Source organism: Leisingera sp. G5_S3_59_S7, assembly GCF_054968485.1.
Genome location: NZ_JBQKUH010000016.1, coordinates 52,936 through 75,786, shown reverse-complemented (window position 1 = coordinate 75,786; position 22,851 = coordinate 52,936). Strand labels below are relative to the sequence as shown.

Genomic DNA, 22,851 nt, shown 5'->3' with positions numbered 1-22,851 from the left:
GCAAACCGTGACCCTGCTTCAGCATCCGCCGGGCATGATCAATGGCGATATATTCCAGCTGGCCACCGCCAATGGTCCCCCACAGGCCCTCCGCCGCCACAAACATGCAGGTGCCGGTTTCGCGCGGGGAGGACCCGCGGACGCGGGTCAGCACGACCTGCACCACATGTTTGCGGCTGGCCAGAAAGTCCTGGAGGGAAAGGCGGCGGGTCATGGTTCAGCCCTGCCGTTTGAGGGTTTCAATCGCCATCAGCACCCGCTCCGGCGTGGCGGGCGCATCCAGGCGCGGGCAGACCTTGTAATCCGCGGTGCTGGCAACCGCCATCGACAGCGCCTCGAACACCGAGATGCCCAGCATGAACGGCGGCTCGCCCACGGCCTTGGACCGCTTGATGGTGCGCTTCTTGTTGACCGACCACTGGGCCAGCTGGGTGTTGAAGATGCGCGGCCGGTCGGAGGCCAGCGGGATCTTGTAGGTCGAGGGCGCATGGGTGCGCAGGCGGCCCTCGCCGTCCCACCACAGCTCCTCGGTGGTGAGCCAGCCCATGCCCTGGATGAACGCGCCCTCCACCTGGCCCTTGTCCAGAACCGGGTTCAGCGAGCGGCCCACGTCATGCAGAATATCGGTGCGCTCGACCCGGTATTCGCCGGTCAGCGTGTCGACGGAGACTTCAGAGCAGGATGCGCCATAAGCGTAGTAGAAGAACGGCTGCCCCTTGCCCGCCGCGCGGTCCCAGTGGATTTCCGGCGTCTTGTAGAAGCCCGCCGCCGACAGGTGGACGCGGGCCATATAGGCCTCCTTCACCAGCGTATCAAAGGGGATCTCCTCGCTGCCAACGCGCACGCGGTTGGGCAGGAACTCGACTTCCGCCTCGGACACGCCATGCTTCTCAGCCGCGAACTTGGTCAGCCGGGCAATGATCTGCTCCGCCGCATCCAGCGCCGCCATGCCATTGAGGTCCGACCCCGAAGACGCCGCGGTGGCGGAGGTGTTCGGCACCTTCTCGGTGGTGGTCTTGGTGATCTTGATGCGCTCGAAATCCACCTGGAAGGCATCGGCCACAACCTGCGCCACCTTGGTGTTGAGGCCCTGCCCCATCTCGGTGCCGCCGTGGTTCAGGTGGATCGAGCCGTCATTGTAGACGTGGATCAGCGAGCCCGCCTGATTGTACCAGGTCGCCGTGAAGGAAATGCCGAATTTCACCGGCGTCAGGGCAATGCCCTTCTTGATGATCTTCGACTCCTTGTTGAAGGCGATGATCTCTTCCCGGCGCTTGCGGTATTCGGCGTTCTCTTCCAGCTCCCCGATCAACCGGTCGAGGATGTTGTCCTCCACCTTCTGATGATAGGGCGTCAGATCGCGGCCATCTTCGCCATAGAAGTTGGCCTTGCGCACATCCAGCGGGTCCTTGCCGAGGGCATAGGCGATCTCTTCGATCATCCGCTCCGCCGCGACCACACCCTGCGGCCCGCCAAAGCCGCGGAAGGCGGTGTTGGAGACGGTGTTGGTCTTCATCGGGCGGCTTTTCAGCAGCACATTCGGGTAGAAATATGCGTTATCCGCATGGAACAGCGCACGGTCGGTGACCGGCCCCGACAGGTCCGAGGAATAGCCGCAGCGCGCGGCAAAGCCGCCCTCGACCGCCTGAATGCGGCCCGCGTCGTCAAAGGCCACGTCATAGTCGATCACGAAGTCATGGCGCTTGCCGGTTGCGGTCATGTCCTGATCGCGGTCCGGGCGGATCTTGACCGGGCGGTTATGCTTCTTCGCGGCAATTGCAGCCACCGCGCAGAACAGGTTCATCTGGCTTTCCTTGCCGCCAAAACCGCCGCCCATCCGGCGCACGTTGACGGTGACCGCGTTGTTCGACACGCCCAGAACATGCGCAACCATATGCTGCGCCTCGCTCGGGTGCTGGGTGGAGCAATGCACGGTCACGTCCTCGTCCTCGCCGGGAATGGCAAAGGCGATGTGGCCTTCCAGATACATGTGGTCCTGGCCGCCGACGGTCATCTGCGCCTGGATGCGGTGGGGGGCGTCCTTGCGCCCGGCCTCAACGTCGCCGCGCTCCAGCTTCAGCGGGTCGGTGATCATCGGATAACCGGCCTCCTGCGCCTGGACCGGGTCCAGCGCGTGCGGCAGCACCTCGTAATCCACCTGTGCCAGCTCAGCCGCACGGCGCGCGGCGTCGCGGGTTTCGGCAATCACCGCAAACATCGGCTGGCCGTGGAATTCGACCTTCTCGGTCGGGAATACCGGCTCGTCATGCTTGCCGGTGGGGCTGATGTCGTTGACGCCGGGAATATCATCCGCGGTCAGCACATCCACCACGCCCGGCGCGGCGCGCACGGCAGACAGGTCGATACCTTTGATGTTGGCATGCGCCACGGTGGACACACCCAGATAGGCATGCAGCGTGCCATAGGGTTCGGCGATATCGTCGGTGTATTCGGCGCGGCCCGTCACATGCTTGATTGCGCTGTCGTGCTGGCGGTCATGATGCACTGCGCCGCTGATGGTCTGATGGTCTTTCATCTCAAATCCTCCTCAGGCGACGGCCAGCCGGACGGCACCGGCGGTTCCCGCATCATGTTCCAGGTAGAAGCGGCGCAGCAGGTTGCTGGCCGTAAGCGCGCGGTACCCCGCAGAGGCACGCCAGTCGCTCAAGGGGGTGAAGTCCTGCTTCACCGCTTCGGCTGCAGCGTCAAACGCGGCCTCGCCCCAGGGCTGGCCAACCAGCGCGGCCTCGGCACCGGCAGCGCGCTTGGGCGTTGCCGCCATGCCGCCGAATGCAATGCGCGCGCCAGTGATCGTGCCGTCCTTCACGGTGACGCTGACCCCGGCGGCAACCGAGGAAATATCCTCGTCCCGGCGCTTGGAGATCTTGTAGGCGGCATCAATCTGCCCGTCCCGGCGCAGCGGGATGCGGATCGAGGCAACAAAGTCACCGGGCTCGCGGTCCTGCTTGCCGTAGTCGGTAAAGAAATCTTCCAGCGGCAGGGTGCGCGAGCCGCCCTTCTTCTGCAGCGTCACCTCGGCGCCCAGCGAAATCAGAACCGGCGGAGTGTCCCCGATGGGGGAGCCGTTGGCGATATTGCCGCCGATGGTGCCCATGTTGCGCACCTGCCAGCCGGCAATGCGGTCCCAGTAGGCGCTCAGATGCGGGAAGGCATCGCGGATCGCCGCCTCGCTCTCGGTATAGGTGACGCCAGCGCCGATGATCAGCGCCTCGTCCGTCAGCTCAACCGCCTTCAGCTCCTCCAGGTGGGCCACAAACACCACCGGCGAAATCGGCTTCATGAATTTGGTCACCCACAGCCCCACGTCGGTGGAGCCGGCCACGATGGTCGCCTTGGGGTTCTCGGCCAGCACCTCTGCCAGATCCGCCGCATTCAGCGGCAGGATGGCGCGGTCATCCTCGGGGCCGGTTACGACGCGGGCCTCGGGCTGGATTGCCTTCAGTTTGGCGGTCAGGCTGTCGCGTTCGGTGGTCAGGTAGTCATTGGCCGGGGTGCCGTACTGGTTCACCGCCAGTGCGGCCTTCACGATCGGCTCATAGCCGGTGCAGCGGCACAGGTTGCCCTGCACGGCGGTTTCCACCTCAGCCTCGTTCGGCTGCGGGTTTTCCATCCACAGCGCATAAAGCGACATCACGAAGCCGGGGGTGCAGAAGCCGCACTGGCTGCCGTGGTATTCGACCATCGCCTGCTGCACCGGGTGCAGGCGGCCCCCCGGGCCGGACAGATGTTCGACCGTCACCACGTGGCAGCCATTGAGCGAGGCCAGGAAACGGATGCAGGCGTTCACCGCCTCATAGCGCAGGGCGCCATTATGCAGACGTCCCACCAGCACCGTGCAGGCGCCGCAGTCGCCCTCGGCGCAGCCTTCTTTGGTGCCGGTCAGGCGCTGTTCCAGGCGCAGGAAATCCAACAGGGTGGTGGTCGCCTTCACGTCCTCCAGCACAATGTCCTTGCCGTTCAGAAGAAAGCGTATGCCGGTTTGATGTGCCATGGGGCCTCCCGAATGTCTCATGGGCCGTGCTGGCCCGCTTATGCTATTTTTACCTTGTCTGACTGCCACGGTTAACGGCCGCAATCGCGAAAGGCTTTCAACGCCCTGTTGAAAATGGTTAGGCTAATAGGTGCCGGAACCGGCGTGTTAGCCGCCTGCCGTGGAAAAGGGCAAGCGGCAGATGCGCCCCGTAAAGGTCTGTGAGTCATGTCTTATCTGGAATCCCTGCGCGTCTTTACCCGAGTCGTCGAACTGGGCAGCATCACCTCTGGCGGGCGGGATCTGCGGCTGACTCCGGCGGTGGCAAGCAAGCGGATCAAGGAGCTTGAAAAGCACCTTGGCGTCCGGCTGTTCAACCGCACCACGAGATCGCTGACCCCGACCGAGGCCGGGCAGCTGTTTTATACCGAAGCCAAGAAGGTTCTCGAATCGATTGAGGACGCCGAGGCGGTGGTTTCGCAGTTCTCTGCAGCGCCCCGCGGGGTGATCCGGGTGACCGCGCCGCTGGGTGTCGGCCGCCGCATCATCGCGCCGCTGGTGCCGGGATTTGTCGAGGACTATCCTGCCACTGAAATCCGGATGCGGATGTCGGACCGCAAGGTCGATATCCTGGCGGATGGTCTGGATGTGGCGTTCTTCATCGGCACACCGCACGATTCCACCCTGAAGATGCGCAAGATCGCCGATTGCGCCCGGGTTCTGTGCGCCGCGCCGGAGTATCTGGAGCGCCACGGCACCCCGCAGGTGCCGGAGGATCTGCTGACCGGCCACAATTGCCTGCTGCTGCGCTATCCGCGCTCGCCTGAGTATTATTGGACGCTGGAAACACCCGAGGGGCCGCGCAAGCTGGAGGTGTCAGGGAAATACGACGCGGACGACAGCGACGTGCTGACCAATTGGGCGCTGGACGGGCGCGGTATCGTCAACAAGCCGCGGTTTGACGTGGCCGCGCACCTGCGCAGCGGCGCGCTGGTCGAAGTGCTGCCGGACACCCCGCCGGAGCCGACCATTTTCGGCTGCCTTTACCCGCACCGGAAGTTGCAGGATCCCAAGATCCGCCTGTTTGTGGATTACGCGGTGAAGCATGGATTGGCCGCTTTCCGCCATAGTGAGACCGGCAAGTAGGCATTGCCCAATAGAAAAGGCGGGCACTGCTGGCCCGCCTGACAAGAAAAAATGACTCCCGCCTTAGCAGCGGTGTGGGTTTTCCTCGCAGTACAGCAGGTTCGCAGCGGCCCCGACAGCGGCCCCCGCGGCCACGTTCCCGTCCAGAACCGCCGCGCCGGCGGCGCCTGCGCCTGCGCCGTAAACCAGCCGCTCACCAGTCGTGTCACCGCAAGCAGCAAGGGTGGTGCAGACTGCAAATCCGATCGCAATAGTTTTCTTCAGCATTACTTTTCCTCCTTCAACGCCCAAACCCCGCAGTTTTGCCGCGGTCCCAAACGGCCAATTCCCGGCTGTTGCCGCCGGGAAAGGGTGCCCGAGAGGGAATGGCGCTGTGGCTGATCAGGCCGGCAAGCCCCGGTAACCGGCGCAATTGGGCAAACCCTATAGCAGTATAACACACGGCGGGGCTGTTTGGTTCCATGCTCTTGCTGCACGGGGGTGCACAGGTGGTGCACGCCCGGTGCCGGACGAAAATCGGCCCCGCCAGGGTGCGGGGCCATTCGAATTTTCAGGCAGTCCTGCGTCAGTTCGCAGCCAGTGTGAAGGGCAGATCCTTGGAAGCGCTGCCGTACCAGCGGCGGATCAGGGCGCGCTCCTCGTCCTCCATATAGGTGACGTTGGCGGGCGGCATCGCGTGGGTGGCGCCCGCCTGGAGGTAGATCTCCTTGGCATATTTCGCCACATCCGCGGGGGTCTCCAGCAGCACGTTCTTTGGCGCGCGGCGGATGCCGTCATAGTAGGGCTCCCGCGCGTGGCACATGGCGCAGCGGCCCGGCACCACATTCATCACGTCCTCGAAGTGCTGGTTGCTGGCAAACACCTGCTCGGATTTGGTCAGCTCCCGTGCTTCGGATTCTTCATAGGTGTCCTGCTGCAGCGGAGCCTGGCTCAGGATCATGATGCCGATGAACAGGATCGCGGTCACCGGCCAGGTCCAGGTCGGGTTGCTGGTGCCCGCGTGGTTGCTGTTGAAGTAATGGCGGATTGTCACGCCCATCAGGAACACCAGCGCCGCGATCAGCCAGTTGTACTCAGTCGCAAAGGCCAGCGGATAGTGGTTGGACAGCATCAGGAACACAACCGGCAGCGTCAGGTAGTTGTTATGGGTCGAGCGCAGCTTGGCGATCTTGCCGTATTTGGCGTCCGGCGTGCGGCCTTCCTGCAGGTCCTTCACCACGATGCGCTGGTTCGGCATGATGATGAAAAAGACGTTTGCGGTCATGATAGTAGCCGTAAAGGCCCCCAGATGCAGCATCACCGCGCGGCCGGTGAAGATCTGGTTGTAACCCCAGCCCATGGCGACCAGCAGCACGAACAGCAGCACCATCAGGAAGGTCGGCTTGTCCCCCAGCGGCGACTTGCACAGGTAGTCATAGACCAGCCAGCCGATGCTGAGCGATGCGCCGGAAATCAGGATGCCCTGCCACAGGGCCAGATCGGCCTTGGTCGAGTCGATCAGGTACAGCTCCCCGCCCGCCCAGTAGACGATCATCAAGAGGCCAGCCCCCGACAGCCAGGTCGCGTAGCTTTCCCATTTGAACCAGATCAGATGGTCCGGCATGTTCTCCGGCGCCACCAGGTATTTCTGGATGTGATAGAAACCGCCGCCGTGGACCTGCCATTCCTCGCCATGCGCGCCGACCGGCAGATGCGGAACTTTCCGCAGGCCAAGGTCCAGCGCGACGAAGTAGAAGGACGATCCGATCCAGGCAATGGCGGTGATGACATGAAGCCAGCGGACCGCAAAGCCCAGCCAGTCCCACATGATCACAAGCTCTTCCATTGTTCTCTCCTCATAAGCTTTGACCCAAGACTAGAGCATGCCGTTATTTTCATGTATTAGGTAAAAAATCCAAGCTGTTTCAAAATAACACAAAGAATACGTGAATGGCCTATCTCGACAATATCCGCACCTTCGTCCGGGTCTATGAACTTGGCAACATGTCCGCCGCCGCGCGCGACATGCGGATTTCGGCGGCGGTAGCGTCGTCGCGGATTTCTCAGCTGGAAGAACACCTTAACGTGCGGCTGTTCCAGCGGACCACGCGGCTTTTGAACCCGACGGAGCAGGGCAACCTGTTCTACCGCGGCGCGGTCAAGATCCTGGAAGCAGTGGATGAGGCCGAGGCCGACATCAGCAGCGTCACGCAGACGCCGCGCGGCACGCTCTATTTGGCGGCGCCCCTGGGGCTGGGGCAGCGGCTGATTGCGCCGGCGGTGCCGAAGTTCAAGGAAGCCTATCCGCTGATCTCGATCCGGCTGCGGCTGTCGGACCGCAAGCTGGATCTGGCGGCAGAGGGGCTGGACGCGGCGTTTTTCCTTGGTGTGCCGGAGGACTCAAACCTGCGCATACGCAAGATCGCCGATTGCCCGCGGGTGCTGTGCGCGGCGCCGGAGTACATCAAGCAGCGCGGCCAGCCGAAAAACAGCGAGGAGCTGAAGACGGATGCGCATGACTGCCTGAACCTGCGCTATCCCGGCGCGCCGGAGTTCCAATGGCCGCTGCGCAGCCAGGACGGGGTCAAGCGGGTGACAGTGACCGGGCCGTTTGAATCGGACCACGGCGACGTGCTGACCAGCTGGGCGCTGGACGGGCATGGCATCATCCTCAAGCCGGTGTTCGAGATTTCGGAGCATCTGGCCTCGGGCCGGCTGGTGCCGGTGCTGGCAGAGGAGCCGCCGATCCCGATCCAGATGGCCTGCCTGTACGTCCACCGCCGCCACCAGGACCCCAAGGTGCGGCTGTTCATGGATTTCATGGTGGATCACATCCAGGCGTCCCTCCCCCAGGAATGAAAAAGCCCGCCCCAGTTGCCTGGGACGGGAACCGCCGGCGGATGCCAAGCGGGAGGAGAGGTAACTTAGGGAGTCGGCTCAGCTGCCGCGGTAGGTGGAATAGCCGTAGGGCGACAGCAAGAGCGGCACGTGATAGTGGCTGTCAGCCTCGCTCATGCCAAAGCGCAGCGGCACTTCGTCCAGGAACAGCGGGTCGGCGCCCGCCTGGCCGGTTGCGCGCAGGTATCCGCCGGCGTGGAACACCAGTTCATAGGTGCCGGTGGCGAATTCGCCTGCGGGCAGGATCTGCTCATCGGTGCGCCCGTCGTCATTGGTGGTCAGGCTGCGCAGGTGAATGCGCTCCTTGCCTTCGATCCGGTACAGGTCGATCTTCAGCCCTTCCGCCGGGCAGCCGCGGGCGGTGTCCAGCACATGGGTGGTCAGAAATCCGGCCATGCCAGCCTCCTTTCAATTCCGTTTCCCTAGGTATGCGCGCATCAGGCCAATGCATACAGAAGGAAGAGTCAAAAAGTTCTTTCAAAAATATACTGAAAGCCGAAGCGGATTATCTGTTCTATACATAATAAAAAGACAGGAGACCTGACGTGACGCGCTATCCTCGTGACTTGCGCGGGTACGGTGCTGAGGCACCTGACCCGCAGTGGCCCAATGGGGCCAAAGCTGCCGTGCAATTTGTCCTCAACTACGAAGAAGGCGGCGAGAACTGCATCCTGCACGGGGATGCGGCCTCTGAGGCGTTTCTGTCGGACATTCCCGGCGCCGCGCAATGGCCCGGCCAGCGCCACTGGAACATGGAGTCGGTCTATGAATACGGCAGCCGCGCCGGGTTCTGGCGTGTGCACCGGCTGTTCACCGGCGCCGGCATCCCGCTGACCATCTACGGCGTCGCCACCGCGCTGGCCCGCAGCCCTGAGCAGGTGCAGGCGATGAAGGACGCGGATTGGGAAATCGCCAGCCACGGCCTGAAATGGGTTGAGCACAAGGACATGGCCGAGGACGAAGAGCGCGCCGCAATTGCCGAAGCCGTGCGCCTGCACACCGAGGTGACCGGAGAGCGCCCGCGCGGCTGGTACACCGGGCGCTGCAGCGCCAACACCGTGCGGCTGGTGGCTGAGGAAGGCGGGTTCGACTACATCTCCGACACCTACGACGACGATTTGCCCTATTGGCTGGAAACCGGCGGGCGCGATCAGCTGATCATCCCCTACACGCTGGAAGCCAACGATATGCGGTTCGCCAATTCGCCGGGCTGGATCACGGGCGAGCATTTCTTCCAGTATCTGAAGGATGCCTTTGACGTGATCTATGCCGAGGGAGAGGCCGGCGCGCCGAAAATGATGACCATCGGCCTGCATTGCCGTCTGGTCGGGCGTCCGGGCAAGATTGCCGGTCTCAAGCGTTTCATCGAGTATATCCAAGGGTTTGAGGGCGTCTGGTGCCCGCGCCGGGTCGACATTGCCGAGCATTGGGCCGAAACCCATCCGCCGGTAAAGCGCGAGCGCCCGAGCCGGATGGAGCGCGAGGATTTTGTCGCCAAGTTCGGTTCGATCTTCGAGCATTCGCCCTGGATCGCCGACCGCGCTTTTGACCTGGAGCTGGGACCGGCGCATGATTGCGCGGCTGGCGTCCACAACGCGCTGTGCCGGATCTTCCGCACCGCCAGTGAGGATGAGCGCCTGGGCGTGCTGACTGCGCACCCGGATCTGGCGGGCAAGCTGGCGGCTGCGGGCCGTCTGACGGCAGAAAGCACATCGGAGCAGTCCAGCGCCGGGCTGGACATGCTGACCGATGAGGAGCGCGAGACTTTCCAACGGCTCAACACCGAATATGTGGAAAAGCACGGCTTCCCCTTCATCATCGCGGTGCGTGACCACAACAAGGCGTCGATCATGGAGGCGTTCCACCGCCGTATCCACAACGACCGGGCCACCGAGTTCGATGAGGCCTGCCGCCAGGTGGAGCGCATTGCCCAGTTCCGCCTGCAGGACCTGCTGCCGTGAGCGGTCGGCTGACAGCAAAGCCGCTGACCGCAGCGGCTTTTGCGCCCTATGGCGATGTGATCGAGGTTGCGGGCGCGCCGGACAAGATCATCAATCAGGGCATGTGCGGCCGCCACCACGACCGCGCGGCCCTGGACTTTGGCCCCGACGGAAGGGCCGGCATCAGCCTGTTTGACGCCAAGGCCCGCCACCTGCCGCACAAGGTGGACATGGTGGAGCGCCACCCCGAGGGCAGCCAGGCCTTTGTGCCGGTCAGCGGTGTGCCGATGCTGGTGGTTGTGGCGGATGACGACGGCGGCGTGCCGGCCGACCTGCAGGCCTTCATCAGCCAGCCGGGCCAGTCCATCAACCTGCATCGCGGCGTCTGGCACGGGGTGCTCGCGCCCCTCGGCGCGCCCGGCCAATACATCGTTGTCGACCGGATCGGCACCTCCCCCAACCTCGAAGAACACTGGTTCAAGGAGCCTTTCACAGTGGTCGCGGACTGACCACTGCCCCGAAGCCGCCAAAAAAACAAGAAGCGGCAAGATCCCCATGACCAACAGGAGAATCCCTTCATGGCTGACACTTCCATTGGGACGCCGGCGCAGCTGCGCGACCCCAATTACACCCCGCCCCTGCACAAGGCGGTGCCGCTGGGCATCCAGCATGTGCTGGCGATGTTCGTCTCAAACGTGACACCTGCCATTATCGTCGCAGGGGCCGCTGGTTTCGGCTTCGGCTCCAACTCGCCCGATTTCCCTGAGCTGCTCTATTTGATCCAGATGTCGATGCTGTTTGCCGGCATCGCCACCCTGCTGCAGACCATCACACTGGGGCCGGTCGGCGCGGCGCTGCCGATTGTGCAGGGCACGTCGTTTGCCTTTCTGCCGATCATGATCCCGCTGGTTGCCGGCAAGGGCGTGGACGGGCTGGCCGCCCTGTTCACAGGCGTCATTGTTGGCGGCATCTTCCACGGGCTGCTCGGTACAGTGATCGGCAAAATCCGGTTTGCCCTGCCGCCGCTGGTCACCGGTCTGGTGGTCACCATGATCGGCCTGGCGCTGGTCAAGGTCGGCATCCAGTATGCCGCAGGCGGGGTTCCGGCCATCGGAACGCCGGAGTACGGCTCGCTTTTAAACTGGTCGGCGGCGCTGGTGGTGATCTTTGTCACCCTCGGCCTCAAGTTCTTTACCAAGGGGATGCTGTCGGTCTCAGCCGTGCTGCTGGGCCTGATCGTCGGCTACATCTATGCGCTGATGACGGGCATGCTGACGTTTGAGGCGGTCTCCGGCTCCTGGGAGCGGGCCGCAGCCTTTGCCCTGCCGCAGCCGTTCAAATACGGTGTCGAGTTCTCGGCCGCGGCCATCATAGGCTTCTGCCTGATGAGCTTTGTCTCGGCCGTGGAAACCGTCGGCGACGTCTCTGGCGTGACCAAGGGCGGCGCGGGCCGCGAGGCCACGGAAGAGGAGATTGCTGGCGCGACCTACGCCGATGGTATCGGCACTGCCATCGCGGGCTTCTTTGGCGCCTTCCCCAATACGTCGTTTTCCCAGAACGTCGGCCTGATTGCCATGACCGGTGTGATGAGCCGCCACGTTGTGACTTGCGGTGCCATCTTCCTGATTGTCTGCGGGCTGATCCCCAAAGTGGGCGCGGTGATCCGAACCGTGCCGATTGAGGTGCTGGGCGGCGGTGTGATCGTGATGTTCGGCATGGTGGTTGCGGCCGGCGTGTCAATGCTGTCGGACGTGGACTGGAACCGCCGCAACATGGTGATCTTTGCAATTTCCTTGTCCATCGGCCTGGGCCTGCAGCTGGAGCCGGGCGCGCTGCAGCATATGCCCGATACCGCGCGCATCCTGCTGACCAGCGGCCTGCTGCCGGCCGCACTGATCGCCATTGTGCTGAACCTGGTGCTGCCGCAGGACTTGGCGGGGGAGGCCACGGAGGAAGTCTCTGGCGGCCTGAGCGGTCACGGCAAAGGCTCGCTGCCGCGTGAGGACCGGGCCTGACAAAGTCACGCCTCCGGAACAAAAAAGGGCGCCCTTGCGGCGCCCTTCTTTTTTGCTGGTTTTACTGTCGTTCAGAAATCGACCTCAATCGCGACGCCTTTTTCGACCGCCACGTCCACAACCGAGGCCGCAACGGCCAGATCCTGCAGGCCGACGCCGGTGCCGTCGAACAGGGTGATCTGATCGTCCGAGGTGCGGCCCGGATTGGTGCCATTGATCACCGCGCCGATCTGGGCGACGTCTGCTTCCTGGATCAGACCCTGCGTCACCGCGTGCTGCGCCTCGCCGATGGAAATGGACTGGGCGACCTCATCGGTGAACACATCTGCCTTGACCAGCAGCTGGGGGTCCACCTCCTGCTTGCCCTTGGTGTCGGTGCCCATGCAGGCGATGTGGGTGCCGGGGCTGACCTGATCCGCTTTCAGGATCGCGTCGAAGGACGAAGTGATCGAGATGATCACATCCGCCTCGCGCATGCCGTCCAGCTCGACCGCTTCAAAGGGCAGCCCTGCCTCGTCCGCCACCTCTTGCAGGTTCGGCAGCATTTCGGGGTGCAGGTTCCAGCCGATGACCTTCTCAAACTCTCGCTGCTCCAGCGCTGCGCGCAGCTGGAATTTGGCCTGGTGGCCTGCGCCGATCATGCCGATCACCTTTGCGTCCTGGCGGGCCAGATGCTTGATCGACACAGAGGACGCAGCGGCAGTACGCAGCGCGGTCAGCAGGTTGCCGCCCACCATTGCTTTCACCTTGCCGGTGTCGGGGTCGAACAGGAATACAGTGGACTGGTGGTTGATCAGCCCGCGCTTTTCCAGGTTGTTCGGCCAGTAGCCGCCGGCCTTAAGGCCCAGCGTCAGGCCTGCGCGGTCAAAACCGCCCTTGAACCCGTATAGCGCGTCTTCGTGGCCGATTGCCTCGCGCACCACGGGGAAATTGCAGGCATCGCCTGCGGCCATGGCGGCAAAGACCTTCTCGACCGCATCGAACGAGGCTTCGCGGGTCACAAGATCCGCAATCGCCTTTTCCGGAACGATATACATGTCTGTTTCTCCTTACTTTTCTATAGGGCCGGCAAAGCACTTGCGAAGGGCAGCGCCCGACCCTGGGAGGAAGCGAAAGCGCCCTCCCGTGGGGAGGGTCGGGCGCTGCCCGGGCTTTCCGCCCGAGCGGATTTAGCCAACCGTCTGCCCAAAAAGCCGGCGGAGGGCGGCATGCGCACCTCCGCCAGTTCGGGGATCGTTTGCTTAGTAGGCTTTGCCGCGGGCCGAGACGGGCCAGACGGTTTCGACCTTGCCGTTCCGGACACCGACGTACCAGTCATGCACGTTGGCGGTCGGGTCGCAGTGGCCGGGCACCAGGCGCAGCTTGTCGCCCACCTTTAGCGCGCCGTTCGGGTCGGAGACCACACCGTGCTCGTCCGAGCATTTGATGTATTCCACGTCGTCGCGGCCGAAGATGAAGGGCAACCCGCTGTCCACCGATTGCGCCTTGAGGCCCGCGTCCACGATGGCCTTGTCGGCCTTGGCGTGGCTCATCACCTGGGTCAGCAGGAAGAAGGCGTTTTCCCATTCGCCCTGGTCGATCCGGTTGCCGTCCTTGTCCAGAATGCGGCCATAGTCCGCGTCCATGAAAGCGTAGGAGCCGCACTGCAACTCGTTGTAAACGCCCGAGTTCGACTCAAAGTAGTAGGAGCCAGTGCCACCGCCGGAAACCAGCTCGCACGCGATACCTTCCTTCTTCAGGCCCTCAACTGCATCGGCAACCTGCGCGATGGCAATGTCCAGCTTGGCCTTGCGGTCCTCATAGCTGTCCATGTGCTGCATCGCGCCCTGATAGGCCTGGATGCCGGAGAACTTGAGGTTATCTGCCGCGTTCACCGCCTTGGCAATCTCGACCACCGCTTCGGTGGTCGTCACGCCGCAGCGGCCTGCGCCGCAGTCGATCTCGACAAAGACTTCCAACTCGGTGCCGTGCTTCTGCGCCGCTGCCGACAGGTCGGCCACGTTGTCCAGATCATCGACGCAAACGATGGTGCGCGCGCCGAGCTTGGGCAGGCGGGCCAGACGGTCGATCTTCTGCGGGTCGCGCACCTGGTTGGAGACCAGGATGTCCTTGATGCCGCCGCGGGCAAAGACCTCAGCCTCTGACACCTTCTGGCAGCAGACGCCAACCGCGCCGCCGAGTTCTTCCTGCAGCTTGGCCACATCCACCGATTTGTGCATCTTGCCGTGGACACGGTGGCGCATGCCATGCGCCTTGGCGTAATCACCCATCTTCTTGATGTTGCGCTCCAGCGCGTCTAGGTCGAGGACCAGCGCCGGGGTCTGGATGTCAGCCTCGTCCATGCCCGGGATTGCCGGAACGTCATAGCCGACTTCGAGCTGATCAAAATTTGTCTGTGCGTTCATAGTGATATTCCCCAGTTTAGCTGTTCATCCAGGGCAGCTTGTCGAGGTCGACATTGCCGCCGGTGACGATCAGGCCCACGCGTTTGCCCGCGAAGGCGTCCTTGTTTTTCAGAATGATGGCGAGCGGCACCGCGGAGGACGGCTCCATCACGATGCGCAGGTGCTTCCAGATCAGTTTCATCGCGTCGATGATCTCCGCATCGGACGCGGTGTAGATCTCGCTGACGTGGTTGCTGACGAAGTGCCAGGTCAGGTCCTTGAGCGGGACCAGCAGCCCGTCGGCGATGGTCTTGGGCGCATCATCGGCGATGATGTAGCCCGCCTTGAAGCTGCGGTAGGCGTCGTCTGCCTGCTCCGGCTCCGCGGCAATCACCTGGGTTTCCGGCGCCAGCGTCGACAGCGTCAGGCAGGTGCCCGAGATCATGCCGCCGCCGCCGATCGGCGCGACAACCATGTCGAGGCCATCGGTCTGCTCCACGAATTCCTTGGCGCAGGTGCCCTGCCCAGCAATCACGCGCGGGTCATTATACGGATGCACGAAATCGCCGCCAGTCTCGGCTTGCACCTTGGCAAAGGTCTCCTCACGCGAGCTGGTCGAGGGCTCGCATTCGGTGATCCTGCCGCCATAGCGGCGCACGGTGTCTTTCTTGGCCTGCGGCGCGGTGCGCGGCATCACCACGTTGCACGGGATGCCGCGCAGCATGGCTGCGTAGGACAGGCAGGAGGCATGGTTGCCCGAAGAATGCGTCGCCACGCCCTTCTTCGCCTGTTCCTCATCCAGCCCGAACACCGCGTTGCTCGCGCCGCGCACCTTAAAGGCGCCCGGCTCCTGGAAGTTCTCGCACTTGAAGAACAGCTCCGCCCCGGTCAGCTCATTCAGATAATCCGAGGTGCGCACCGGCGTGCGGCGGATATGGGGCTGGATGCGCTCATGCGCAGCCAGCATGTCCTCGTAGGTCGGGATATACATAGCGGTATCCTTCATCAGGCGGCAGCCTTGGCGCTGGAGGCGGTGTTGCCGCGGTAGTAGTCCTGCGCCGCCGCCACGCCAGAGCCCAGCGGGATGTCGAGGCCCAGGTCGGCCATGACCATTTCGGCGGTGGCAATGCCCGAAAGCGCCATCACGTCGGTCAGGCTGCCCAGGTGGCCGATGCGGAAAACCTTGCCCGCGACCTCGCCCAGGCCGGTGCCGAATGCGACGCCGTATTTCTCGGCCGCCAGGCTCACGAACTTGTTGGCGTCAAAGCCGTCCGGCGTGCGGATTGCGCTGACGCTGTCGGAGTAGACATCCGGCGACACGGCGCACAGCTCCAGCCCCCAGGCACGGACCGCAGCGCGAACGCCCTCGGCAATCCGGTGGTGGCGGGCAAAGACGCGCTCCAGCCCTTCGTCCAGCAGCATACCACAAGCCATGTTCAGACCGTTTAGCAGACCGACAGAGGGCGTGTAGGGATAGGCGCTGTTGGCATAGCCGTTGGCCATGTCCTTGATATCAAAGAAGGTGCGCGGCAGGGTCGCGGTCTCTGCCGCCTTCATTGCCTTGGGCGAGAAGCCGACAATGGCCAGCCCCGGCGGCAGCATGAAACCCTTCTGCGAGCCGGTGACGGCAATATCGACACCCCATTCATCCATCCGGAAGTCCATCGAGGCGATGGAGGACACGCCATCAACGAACAGCAGCGCCGGGTGGCCTGCGGCGTCCAGCGCGCGGCGGACGGCGGCGATGTCGGATTTGACGCCGGTAGCGGTCTCGTTGTGGGTCGCCAGAACCACCTTGATCTGGTGCGATGTGTCGGCGGTCAGGATTTCCTCGTAACGGTCGGCAGGCAGGCCCTCACCCCAAGGGGTTTCGACGACCTGAACATCCAGCCCGTGGCGCTGGCACATGTCGATCCAGCGGTGGCTGAACATGCCGTTGCGGGCGGCCAGGATCTTGTCGCCTGCGTTCAGCGTGTTGGTGATCGCGGTTTCCCAGCCGCCGGTGCCGGTCGACGGAAACACAAAGATCTCAGCAGTCTCGCTTTTCAGAACCTTCTTCACCCCGGCCAGCGCCGGATGCAGGATCTGGCCGAACAGCGGCGAGCGGTGGTCCAGCGTCGGCATATCCACTGCCTTGCGCAGCGCTTCGGGCATATTGGTCGGACCGGGGATGAAAACCGGATTTTGAAAGCTCATGTCGTGCCCTCCTGTGGCGATTTCCTTCACTTTAAGGGGGCACTCCGCGCAGGTAAATTTTTTTGAAAAAAGCTTTCAGAAACGCAGGAAGGCGCAGATTTTCTCATAAATTCAGGCACTTTAGTTTTTTCACTGTACAGAAGTGATTTTCAGTTTTATCCATAAGCTGCTTATTGAATTGCCTCGGGAGGCCAGAAAATGCCGCCATCACCGCGCCGCAAGGGCCGCCCAAAAAGCTTTGATTCCGCGAGCCAGCCGCCCACGATTCAATCGCTCGACCGGGCGCTCGACGTGCTGGATGCGCTGGCGGGCGCCAGCGGCATGACGCTGACGGAACTGTCCACGGCGCTGGATCAGTCGGCGGCCACCATGTACCGGGTGCTGGCCACGCTGGAGGCGCGCCAGATCGTCGAGATGGAGCCGCAGTCCCAGACCTGGCACATTGGTGCGATGGCGTTCCGGCTTGGCTCCGCCTTCCTGCGCCGTTCCAGCGTGATCGAACGGGCGCGGCCGGTGATGCGGGAACTGATGGAGGCAACGGGCGAGACCTCGAACCTCGGCATCGAGCGCGGCGGCGACGTGATGTTTGTGAGCCAGGTGGAAACCCATGAATCGATCCGCGCCTTCTTTCCGCCCGGCACCACCTCACCGATGCACGCGTCGGGCATCGGCAAGGCGCTGCTCAGCTGTTTCGGTGAGGATCAGCTGACCCGCTTCCTGCGCGGCCGGACGCTGGAGCAATTCACGGATAAAACCCTGACCTCCGCCGACACCTTGCGCGAAGACCTGGCGCAGATCCGCAGCCGGGGCTGGTCCTTCGACGATGAGGAAAAGGCCCCGGGCATGCGCTGCGTGGCGGCGCCTGTGTTCGGAATGCAGGGTGAGGTGCTGGCGGGGATCTCTGTCTCGGGCCCCGCCGCCCGGATGCCCGACGCGCGCATCAACGACATCGGCGCCCTGGTCAGGGGCGCCGCAGAGAAACTGTCCTATGGATTGGGTGCGCCGCCGGCAGAGCAGTCTCCGCCCGGCTGACAAGCCGGGCAGCGCCCGGGCACATTTTCAGGCCAGGCGCTCCCCCCGCTGTCAGCGCAGCGGTGCCAGCGGCATATGCCGGTTCACGTCCTTGTACAGCAGATAGCGGAACTTGCCCGGCCCGCCCGCGTAACAGGCCTGCGGGCAGAAGGCGCGCAGCCACATGTAGTCGCCGGCCTCAACCTCGACCCAGTCCTGGTTCAGCCGGTAGACCGCCTTGCCCTCCAGCACATACAGGCCGTGCTCCATCACATGCGTTTCGGCAAAGGGGATCACCGCGCCGGGCTCAAAGGTGACGATGGTCACATGCATGTCGTGGCGCAGGTCGACGGGGTCCACGAAACGCGTAGTAGCCCATTTGCCCTCGGTCCCCGGCATCGGAGTCGGATCGACGCGGTTTTCGTTGGTGACAAAGGCCTCCGGCGCGTCGAGGCCTGCAACCGCCTGATAGGCCTTGCGGATCCAGTGAAAGCGCACCGGCGCATCGCCGTTGTTGCGCAGACTCCAGCCGGCATCGGGCGGCAGGAAGGCATAACCGCCCTCCTCCATTTCATGCGCGGTGCCGTCGATGGTCAGCGTCATGGCCCCTTGGACGACGAACAGAACCGCCTCGGTCCCCGGTTCGGTCTCAGGGCGGTCACTGCCGCCGCCGGGCTGCACCTCGGCGATGTACTGGGAAAACGTCTCGGCAAAGCCCGACAGGGGCCGCGACAGCACCCAGAACCGCGCCTTGTCCCAGAACGGCAGCAGGCTCGCCACAATATCGCTCATCGTGCCCTTGGGAATGACCGCATAGGCCTCGGTGAACATCGCCCGGTCGGTGAGCAGCTGGGTCTGCGGCGGCAGCCCGCCTTCCGGTGCGTAATAGGATCGTTTGGTCATGGGCTGCCTTTCCTGCTGAACTGCTGCCCCTATTGATACCCGCGCTGCGCGCGCAACCGAACTTATTTCCGTATCAAGATTACCTGAAGGATTATTGCGGAAAATTTGAAAGCAAGGGCCTCCGCCCTATCCGGCCCCGCCAATATCCTCCGGCGCGATGGAGACGGTTTTAACCACGGCAAAGCAGTCCGCCCCGGCCTCCAGCTCCAGCGCCTGCGCCGAGCGCCGCGTGACCCGGGCCAGCACCCGCCCTGCCGGCGTCCGCAGCGAGACCATGGCGCCGGGACCGCTGCCGGTGCGGACATGCTCAACCGTGCCCGGCAGGATGTTGAGCGCTGACAGGCCTTCGGGGCGCTGGCGCGACAGGATCACCTCATGCGCCGAGATCCGCACCCGCACCTGGCTGCCCGGTGCTTTGGTAATTTGCGGCAGGAACAGCGGCACGCCGCCCGCTTCCAGTTCTGTCAGCCCGTCCGCGTGGTGGAGGGCCACCCGTGCCTCCAGCAGGGCGCCGGCCGCGCGCACGCCCGCAGGCATGACAGCCGGATCGCCCAGCACCTCTGCCGCGCTGCCCTGGCGTTGCACTTTGCCGTCCTGCAGCACCACAACCGTTGTCGCCAGCCGGGCCACTTCAGCGGCGGAATGGCTGACATAGAGCATCGGGATGCCAATCTCGTCCCGCAGCCGCTCGAAATAGGGCAGGATCTCCGCCTTGCGAGCCTCATCCAGCGCTGACAGCGGCTCATCCGCCAGGATCATCCGCGGTGCCGACAGGAGGGCCCGGCCAATCGCCACCCGCTGTTTCTCACCGCCCGACAGCCGCCCGGGCCGCCGCTGCAGCAGCGGGCCGATGCCCAGCAGATCCACCACCCGGTCCAGGCTCTCACGTTTGGCGCCGCGGGGCGCAAACCATTGCCCGAACAGCAGATTTTGCCGCACGGTCAGATGCGGAAACAGCCGCCCCTCCTGAAACACATAGCCCATTCGGCGCTTGTGCGGCGGCAGCCAATGCCGCTGGGAGGTGTCAAACAGCACCTCGCCATTCAGCATCACCCGCCCCTGGTCGGGCCGCAACAGGCCGGCAACCGCCTGAATCACCGTGGTTTTGCCGGTGCCGGACCGCCCGAACAGCACGGTGACGCCCGGCGGTGCCTCGAACTGCACATCCAGCCCGAACCCCGTCAGCGAATGTTGCAGAGAAACCGTCAGCATCAGCGCCCCCCGGTCCGGTCAGCCGCCCGCCGCGCCAGGATCTCAGAGAGCAGCAGCGCGCTGAGGGCAATGGCAATCGACACCAGTGTCAGCCGCAACGCTGCCGCCTCCCCGCCTGGCACCTGCAGGAACGTGTAGATCGCCGAGGGCAGCGTCTGCGTCTGCCCCGGAATGCTGGAGACAAAGGTGATGGTTGCCCCGAACTCCCCCATCGCCTTGGCAAAGCCCAGCACGGTGCCGGCAATCAGCCCCGGCAGAATCATCGGCAGGGTGACGGTGGCAAAGCACAGCAGCCGCGATGCGCCCAGGGTTGCGGCGGCCTGCTCCAGCTTCGGATCCACCGCCTCCACCGACAGCCGGATCGCCCGCACCATCAGCGGAAACGCCATGATCCCGGCCGCCAGCGCCGCCCCGGTCCAGCGGAAGGCAAAGACAATGCCGATTTGCTGCAACGCTCCGCCGACCGGCCCCTTGGTGCCAAACACCATCAGCAGCAGGTAGCCGGTCACCACCGGCGGCAGGATCAGCGGCAGGTGCACCAGGCTGTTGACGATCTGCTTGCCGGGAAACTGCCAGCGCGCCAGCGCATAGGCCACGAAAACGGCCAGCGGCAGCGCCGCCAGCGTCGCCCAGAGAGAGACCCGCAGCGACAGCATCACCGCCTGCCACTCCTGCGGCCCCAGCCATGCCGTCTCAGCGCTCACTCCGCCAGCACCCCGAAGCCGTGGCGCAGGAAAATGTCCCGCGCGCCGGGGCTGCGCAGATAGTCCAGAAATTCCCCAGCCCCGGCGGCGTTGCCGCCCGCGACCACGGCTGCTGGATAAACGATGGGCGGGTGGCTTGCCTCCGGAAACACCGCGATGACCGAGACCCTGCTGTCCGCGCGGGCATCGGTCGCGTAGACCACGCCCATCGGTGCCTCGCCGGAGGCCACCAGCGCCAGCGCAGCACGCGCATTGGCGGCCTGCGCCACCTTGGGCGCGACGGTTGGCCAGTGCCCCAACGCAGACAGGGCCGCCTTGCCGTAGATGCCCGCAGGCACCGCATCGGTCAGCGCCATGGCCAGCCGCCCCTCGCCCAGCAGCCCGCCCAGATCAGCGGCTGACAGGTCCAGCGGCGTGGCGTCTTTTCCGTGCGCGATCAGCACCAGGCGGTTGGCCAGCAGGTCCAGGCGCGAGGCCGGATCCACCAGCCCCTCCTGCTGCAAAACGTCCATCCAGCCGGGATTGGCGGAGAGGAACACATCCGCGGGCGCGCCCAGCTGGATCTGCCGTGCCAGCGCCGGGGAGCCGGCGTAGGAAATCGTGACGGGCTGCGCGGTCTCAGACTGGTAGGCGGCGGCGGCCTCATCCAGCGCTGTTTTGGTGCTGGCGGCAGCGAAGACCGTGATCCGGGCCTGCGCCATCGCCGCCATGCCGCATGTCAGCAGCACAGCCGCTGCCAGGCCCCGCCGGAGGCCCGGCAAGATCCGGTAAAGCGATGAGGAAGCCCGGTTTGTTCTCATAACCCCTAAGGGACTACCCGCGCCGGGCAGCGCGGGCAAACGGTATTTGCGTCCGCCCGGTCAGCACCGGGCAGGGCTGTGGTCTGCTCTTGCCGTGCAAGCCCGTCAGAACAGGGTGACAGCGCCTGCGCCGCCTGCCGCCGGCGCCGGTGCCGGAGCCGGGCGTGTTGCGGCGCGCTGCTCCAGTTCGCCGAGCTTGCGGTCGTCCTGCACATGGGTCTGCTGGGCCGCGCCGGAACAGGCGTGGAACCGCACCCTGCGGGCGGAGGTGCCGCCAACACTGGAAGAGATGCAGGGAATGCCCTCGTCGCGCAGGAACCGCTGCACAAAGTCTGCATTGGATGCGCCGATATCCGACAGGTTGGCTGACATCTTGGCGCCGCCAAAGACCTTGGCCTTCAGGTTGGAGCGCGCAGCACCCTTCTTCATAATGCCGTTGATCAGCAGTTCCATCGCGTGAATGCCGTAACGGGCGTTGGCCGCACCGCCCTGGCGGGCATTCGCCAGCAGGAAATGGTTCATTCCGCCGACACCGTTCTCCGGATCGTAAATACACGCCGCGATACACGAGCCAAGCACCGTGGAGAACACGATTTTCGGATCGGTGGTCACCCGGTACTCCCCCTGAAGAACCGTTACGGATTTCGAGTTGGCGAAAACAGTGGTCAAGGCTTTGGTCCCTTCCTGCGGTGTGTTCAGGCTTTGCTGGCCTGTAGTAGTGTGCTGGCCATCCGGACCAGCGGCACCTGCTGCTGCGCGGCGCCGATATCCCAGGCCACTCTGGGCATTCCGTATACGACCGAGGACTTTTCATCCTGGGCAAAGGTCTTGGCACCGGCCTTGCGCAGGTCCAGAAGCCCCCGGGCGCCGTCCTGGCCCATGCCGGTCAGGATGGTGGCAACAACGTCCTTTCCATATGGCACGGCAGAGGTGAACAGAGCGTCAACAGACGGCGTGTGACCGGAAATATCCGGGCCTTCCTTCATCCGCAGCCGCAGCGGCTTGCGGCTGCTCAGCCCCATGTGGCGGCGCTGGCCGGCGGCGATGTAGACATGGCCCGGCTCCAGCGCGATGCCGTCCTCAGCCGCCCGCACCCGCGCCGGGCAGATGCGGTCCAGCAGCGATACCAGGCCGGACCCGAAATTCTTGCCGGTATGCTGCACGATCAGGGTCGGCGGGCAGTCGAAGGGGAAGCCGACCAGAATGCTGCGCAGGGCTTCCACCCCGCCGGTCGAGGATCCGATCAGGATCAGCTTGCGGCTGCCGCCCGCGGCCGGTGCCGGGCGGCTGGCGGTTGCGCGGGCCGCGGCCCGGGGGCTGCGGCGCGGCGCGTTGACCATCATGTCGAAGTACTGGGCGAACTGGCTGGGATGATCGGCCTTAGTCAGCTCGAAGATACCCGCACCGACATCCAGCAGCGGTGAGGATTTGCGCGCCGGAGTGGCGCCCTGGGTGTCCATGACCGAGACCCAGCGGGTATCCATCGCCGAAAACAGCGCCATCATCATCTCGAATTCCGGCAGCTTGGTGAACCCGTCTTCCACAAAGGCAAAAACCGGCTGCGCCGCTTCTGCCTGGTTGTAGGCCATCATCAGGTTGTTCGCCAAATACACCCGCATGCCCGGGTAGGCGGATTCCATGTAGCTTTGCAGGTTTCGGGCAAAGCTGCGGT

General features: G+C 64.2%; 22 protein-coding genes. 6 read left to right on the top strand and 16 right to left on the bottom strand.

Annotated elements, in window-relative coordinates; all coding sequences use genetic code 11:
• The 3 genes from ACTRWG_RS09680 to xdhA form a co-directional block, all read right to left on the bottom strand.
• On the bottom strand, window positions 1-214 hold a 214-nt coding region (locus ACTRWG_RS09680), incomplete at its 3' end, for an XdhC family protein (protein WP_462829254.1).
• A 3-nt stretch (window positions 215-217) separates the two neighbouring features.
• On the bottom strand, window positions 218-2,536 hold the full coding sequence (gene xdhB / locus ACTRWG_RS09675; RefSeq protein ID WP_027233828.1) for a xanthine dehydrogenase molybdopterin binding subunit: 2,319 nt from the start codon (window positions 2,534-2,536) through the stop codon (window positions 218-220).
• 12 nt (window positions 2,537-2,548) lie between these two features.
• Window positions 2,549-4,012 carry a xanthine dehydrogenase small subunit gene (gene xdhA, locus ACTRWG_RS09670; RefSeq protein WP_462829253.1) on the bottom strand — a complete coding sequence of 488 codons (1,464 nt, stop codon included), beginning with the start codon at window positions 4,010-4,012 and terminating at the stop codon, window positions 2,549-2,551.
• Between the two features lie 207 nt (window positions 4,013-4,219).
• On the opposite strand from xdhA, the gene ACTRWG_RS09665 reads away from it, so the two are divergent.
• Window positions 4,220-5,137 (top strand): LysR family transcriptional regulator, encoded by a 918-nt coding sequence (locus tag ACTRWG_RS09665; RefSeq protein WP_027233830.1) that lies wholly within the window; start codon window positions 4,220-4,222, stop codon window positions 5,135-5,137.
• Window positions 5,138-5,200: 63 nt separating this feature from the next.
• On the opposite strand, the gene ACTRWG_RS09660 is transcribed toward ACTRWG_RS09665, so the two are convergent.
• Both ACTRWG_RS09660 and ACTRWG_RS09655 read right to left on the bottom strand, forming a co-directional pair.
• Complete coding sequence (locus ACTRWG_RS09660) at window positions 5,201-5,404, bottom strand: hypothetical protein (protein WP_027233831.1); 204 nt, start codon at window positions 5,402-5,404, stop codon at window positions 5,201-5,203.
• A gap of 298 nt (window positions 5,405-5,702) precedes the next feature.
• Window positions 5,703-6,962, bottom strand: a complete 1,260-nt coding sequence (locus ACTRWG_RS09655) for a urate hydroxylase PuuD (RefSeq protein ID WP_027233832.1) — start codon at window positions 6,960-6,962, stop codon at window positions 5,703-5,705.
• Between the two features lie 104 nt (window positions 6,963-7,066).
• Here ACTRWG_RS09655 and ACTRWG_RS09650 point away from each other — a divergent pair, with 104 nt between their 5' ends.
• A complete protein-coding gene (locus ACTRWG_RS09650; RefSeq protein WP_027233833.1) occupies window positions 7,067-7,975 on the top strand; it encodes a LysR family transcriptional regulator in 909 nt (302 codons plus the stop codon).
• A 78-nt stretch (window positions 7,976-8,053) separates the two neighbouring features.
• Here the strand turns inward: ACTRWG_RS09650 and uraH are convergent, their stop codons facing one another.
• Complete coding sequence (gene uraH, locus ACTRWG_RS09645; protein WP_027233834.1) at window positions 8,054-8,410, bottom strand: hydroxyisourate hydrolase; 357 nt, start codon at window positions 8,408-8,410, stop codon at window positions 8,054-8,056.
• 149 nt (window positions 8,411-8,559) lie between these two features.
• Here uraH and puuE point away from each other — a divergent pair, with 149 nt between their 5' ends.
• The 3 genes from puuE (at window position 8,560) to ACTRWG_RS09630 (ending at window position 11,969) form a co-directional block, all read left to right on the top strand.
• On the top strand, window positions 8,560-9,975 hold the full coding sequence (puuE, locus tag ACTRWG_RS09640; protein ID WP_462829252.1) for an allantoinase PuuE: 1,416 nt from the start codon (window positions 8,560-8,562) through the stop codon (window positions 9,973-9,975).
• On the top strand, window positions 9,972-10,463 hold the full coding sequence (locus ACTRWG_RS09635; protein WP_259970141.1) for an ureidoglycolate lyase: 492 nt from the start codon (window positions 9,972-9,974) through the stop codon (window positions 10,461-10,463). The genes puuE and ACTRWG_RS09635 overlap by 4 nt, the downstream gene beginning before the upstream one ends.
• Window positions 10,464-10,532: 69 nt before the next feature.
• On the top strand, window positions 10,533-11,969 hold the full coding sequence (locus ACTRWG_RS09630; protein ID WP_027233837.1) for a uracil-xanthine permease family protein: 1,437 nt from the start codon (window positions 10,533-10,535) through the stop codon (window positions 11,967-11,969).
• Between the two features lie 71 nt (window positions 11,970-12,040).
• On the opposite strand, the gene bhcD is transcribed toward ACTRWG_RS09630, so the two are convergent.
• The 4 genes from bhcD to bhcA all read right to left on the bottom strand — a co-directional run bounded on the left by bhcD (window position 12,041) and on the right by bhcA (window position 16,549).
• Window positions 12,041-13,006: an iminosuccinate reductase BhcD gene (bhcD, locus tag ACTRWG_RS09625; RefSeq protein WP_027233838.1), complete on the bottom strand. Its 966-nt coding sequence runs from the start codon at window positions 13,004-13,006 to the stop codon at window positions 12,041-12,043.
• A 204-nt stretch (window positions 13,007-13,210) separates the two neighbouring features.
• Window positions 13,211-14,374 (bottom strand): 3-hydroxy-D-aspartate aldolase BhcC, encoded by a 1,164-nt coding sequence (bhcC, locus tag ACTRWG_RS09620; RefSeq protein WP_027233839.1) that lies wholly within the window; start codon window positions 14,372-14,374, stop codon window positions 13,211-13,213.
• Between the two features lie 16 nt (window positions 14,375-14,390).
• Window positions 14,391-15,359, bottom strand: coding sequence for a beta-hydroxyaspartate dehydratase BhcB (bhcB, locus tag ACTRWG_RS09615; protein ID WP_027233840.1), 969 nt, complete (start codon window positions 15,357-15,359; stop codon window positions 14,391-14,393).
• Window positions 15,359-16,549: an L-aspartate--glyoxylate aminotransferase BhcA gene (gene bhcA / locus ACTRWG_RS09610; RefSeq protein WP_027233841.1), complete on the bottom strand. Its 1,191-nt coding sequence runs from the start codon at window positions 16,547-16,549 to the stop codon at window positions 15,359-15,361. The genes bhcB and bhcA overlap by 1 nt, the downstream gene beginning before the upstream one ends.
• A gap of 198 nt (window positions 16,550-16,747) precedes the next feature.
• On the opposite strand from bhcA, the gene bhcR reads away from it, so the two are divergent.
• Window positions 16,748-17,581 (top strand): HTH-type transcriptional regulator BhcR, encoded by an 834-nt coding sequence (gene bhcR / locus ACTRWG_RS09605; protein ID WP_027233842.1) that lies wholly within the window; start codon window positions 16,748-16,750, stop codon window positions 17,579-17,581.
• Window positions 17,582-17,632: 51 nt separating this feature from the next.
• On the opposite strand, the gene ACTRWG_RS09600 is transcribed toward bhcR, so the two are convergent.
• From ACTRWG_RS09600 to ACTRWG_RS09575, 6 genes are all read right to left on the bottom strand, one after another.
• A complete protein-coding gene (locus ACTRWG_RS09600) occupies window positions 17,633-18,463 on the bottom strand; it encodes a bifunctional allantoicase/(S)-ureidoglycine aminohydrolase (RefSeq protein ID WP_027233843.1) in 831 nt (276 codons plus the stop codon).
• 126 nt (window positions 18,464-18,589) lie between these two features.
• On the bottom strand, window positions 18,590-19,675 hold the full coding sequence (modC, locus tag ACTRWG_RS09595; protein ID WP_027233844.1) for a molybdenum ABC transporter ATP-binding protein: 1,086 nt from the start codon (window positions 19,673-19,675) through the stop codon (window positions 18,590-18,592).
• Window positions 19,675-20,379: a molybdate ABC transporter permease subunit gene (gene modB / locus ACTRWG_RS09590; protein ID WP_027233845.1), complete on the bottom strand. Its 705-nt coding sequence runs from the start codon at window positions 20,377-20,379 to the stop codon at window positions 19,675-19,677. The genes modC and modB overlap by 1 nt, the downstream gene beginning before the upstream one ends.
• Window positions 20,376-21,089, bottom strand: a complete 714-nt coding sequence (modA, locus tag ACTRWG_RS09585) for a molybdate ABC transporter substrate-binding protein (RefSeq protein ID WP_051357646.1) — start codon at window positions 21,087-21,089, stop codon at window positions 20,376-20,378. Before modA ends, modB begins: the two co-directional genes overlap by 4 nt.
• A gap of 195 nt (window positions 21,090-21,284) precedes the next feature.
• The gene (locus tag ACTRWG_RS09580; RefSeq protein WP_027233847.1) at window positions 21,285-21,848 is read right to left on the bottom strand and encodes a chemotaxis protein CheD; all 564 of its coding nucleotides are present in this window, start codon (window positions 21,846-21,848) and stop codon (window positions 21,285-21,287) included.
• 26 nt (window positions 21,849-21,874) lie between these two features.
• Window positions 21,875-22,819, bottom strand: coding sequence for a CheB methylesterase domain-containing protein (locus tag ACTRWG_RS09575; RefSeq protein WP_051357647.1), 945 nt, complete (start codon window positions 22,817-22,819; stop codon window positions 21,875-21,877).
• Between the last annotated feature and the right edge of the window lie 32 nt (window positions 22,820-22,851).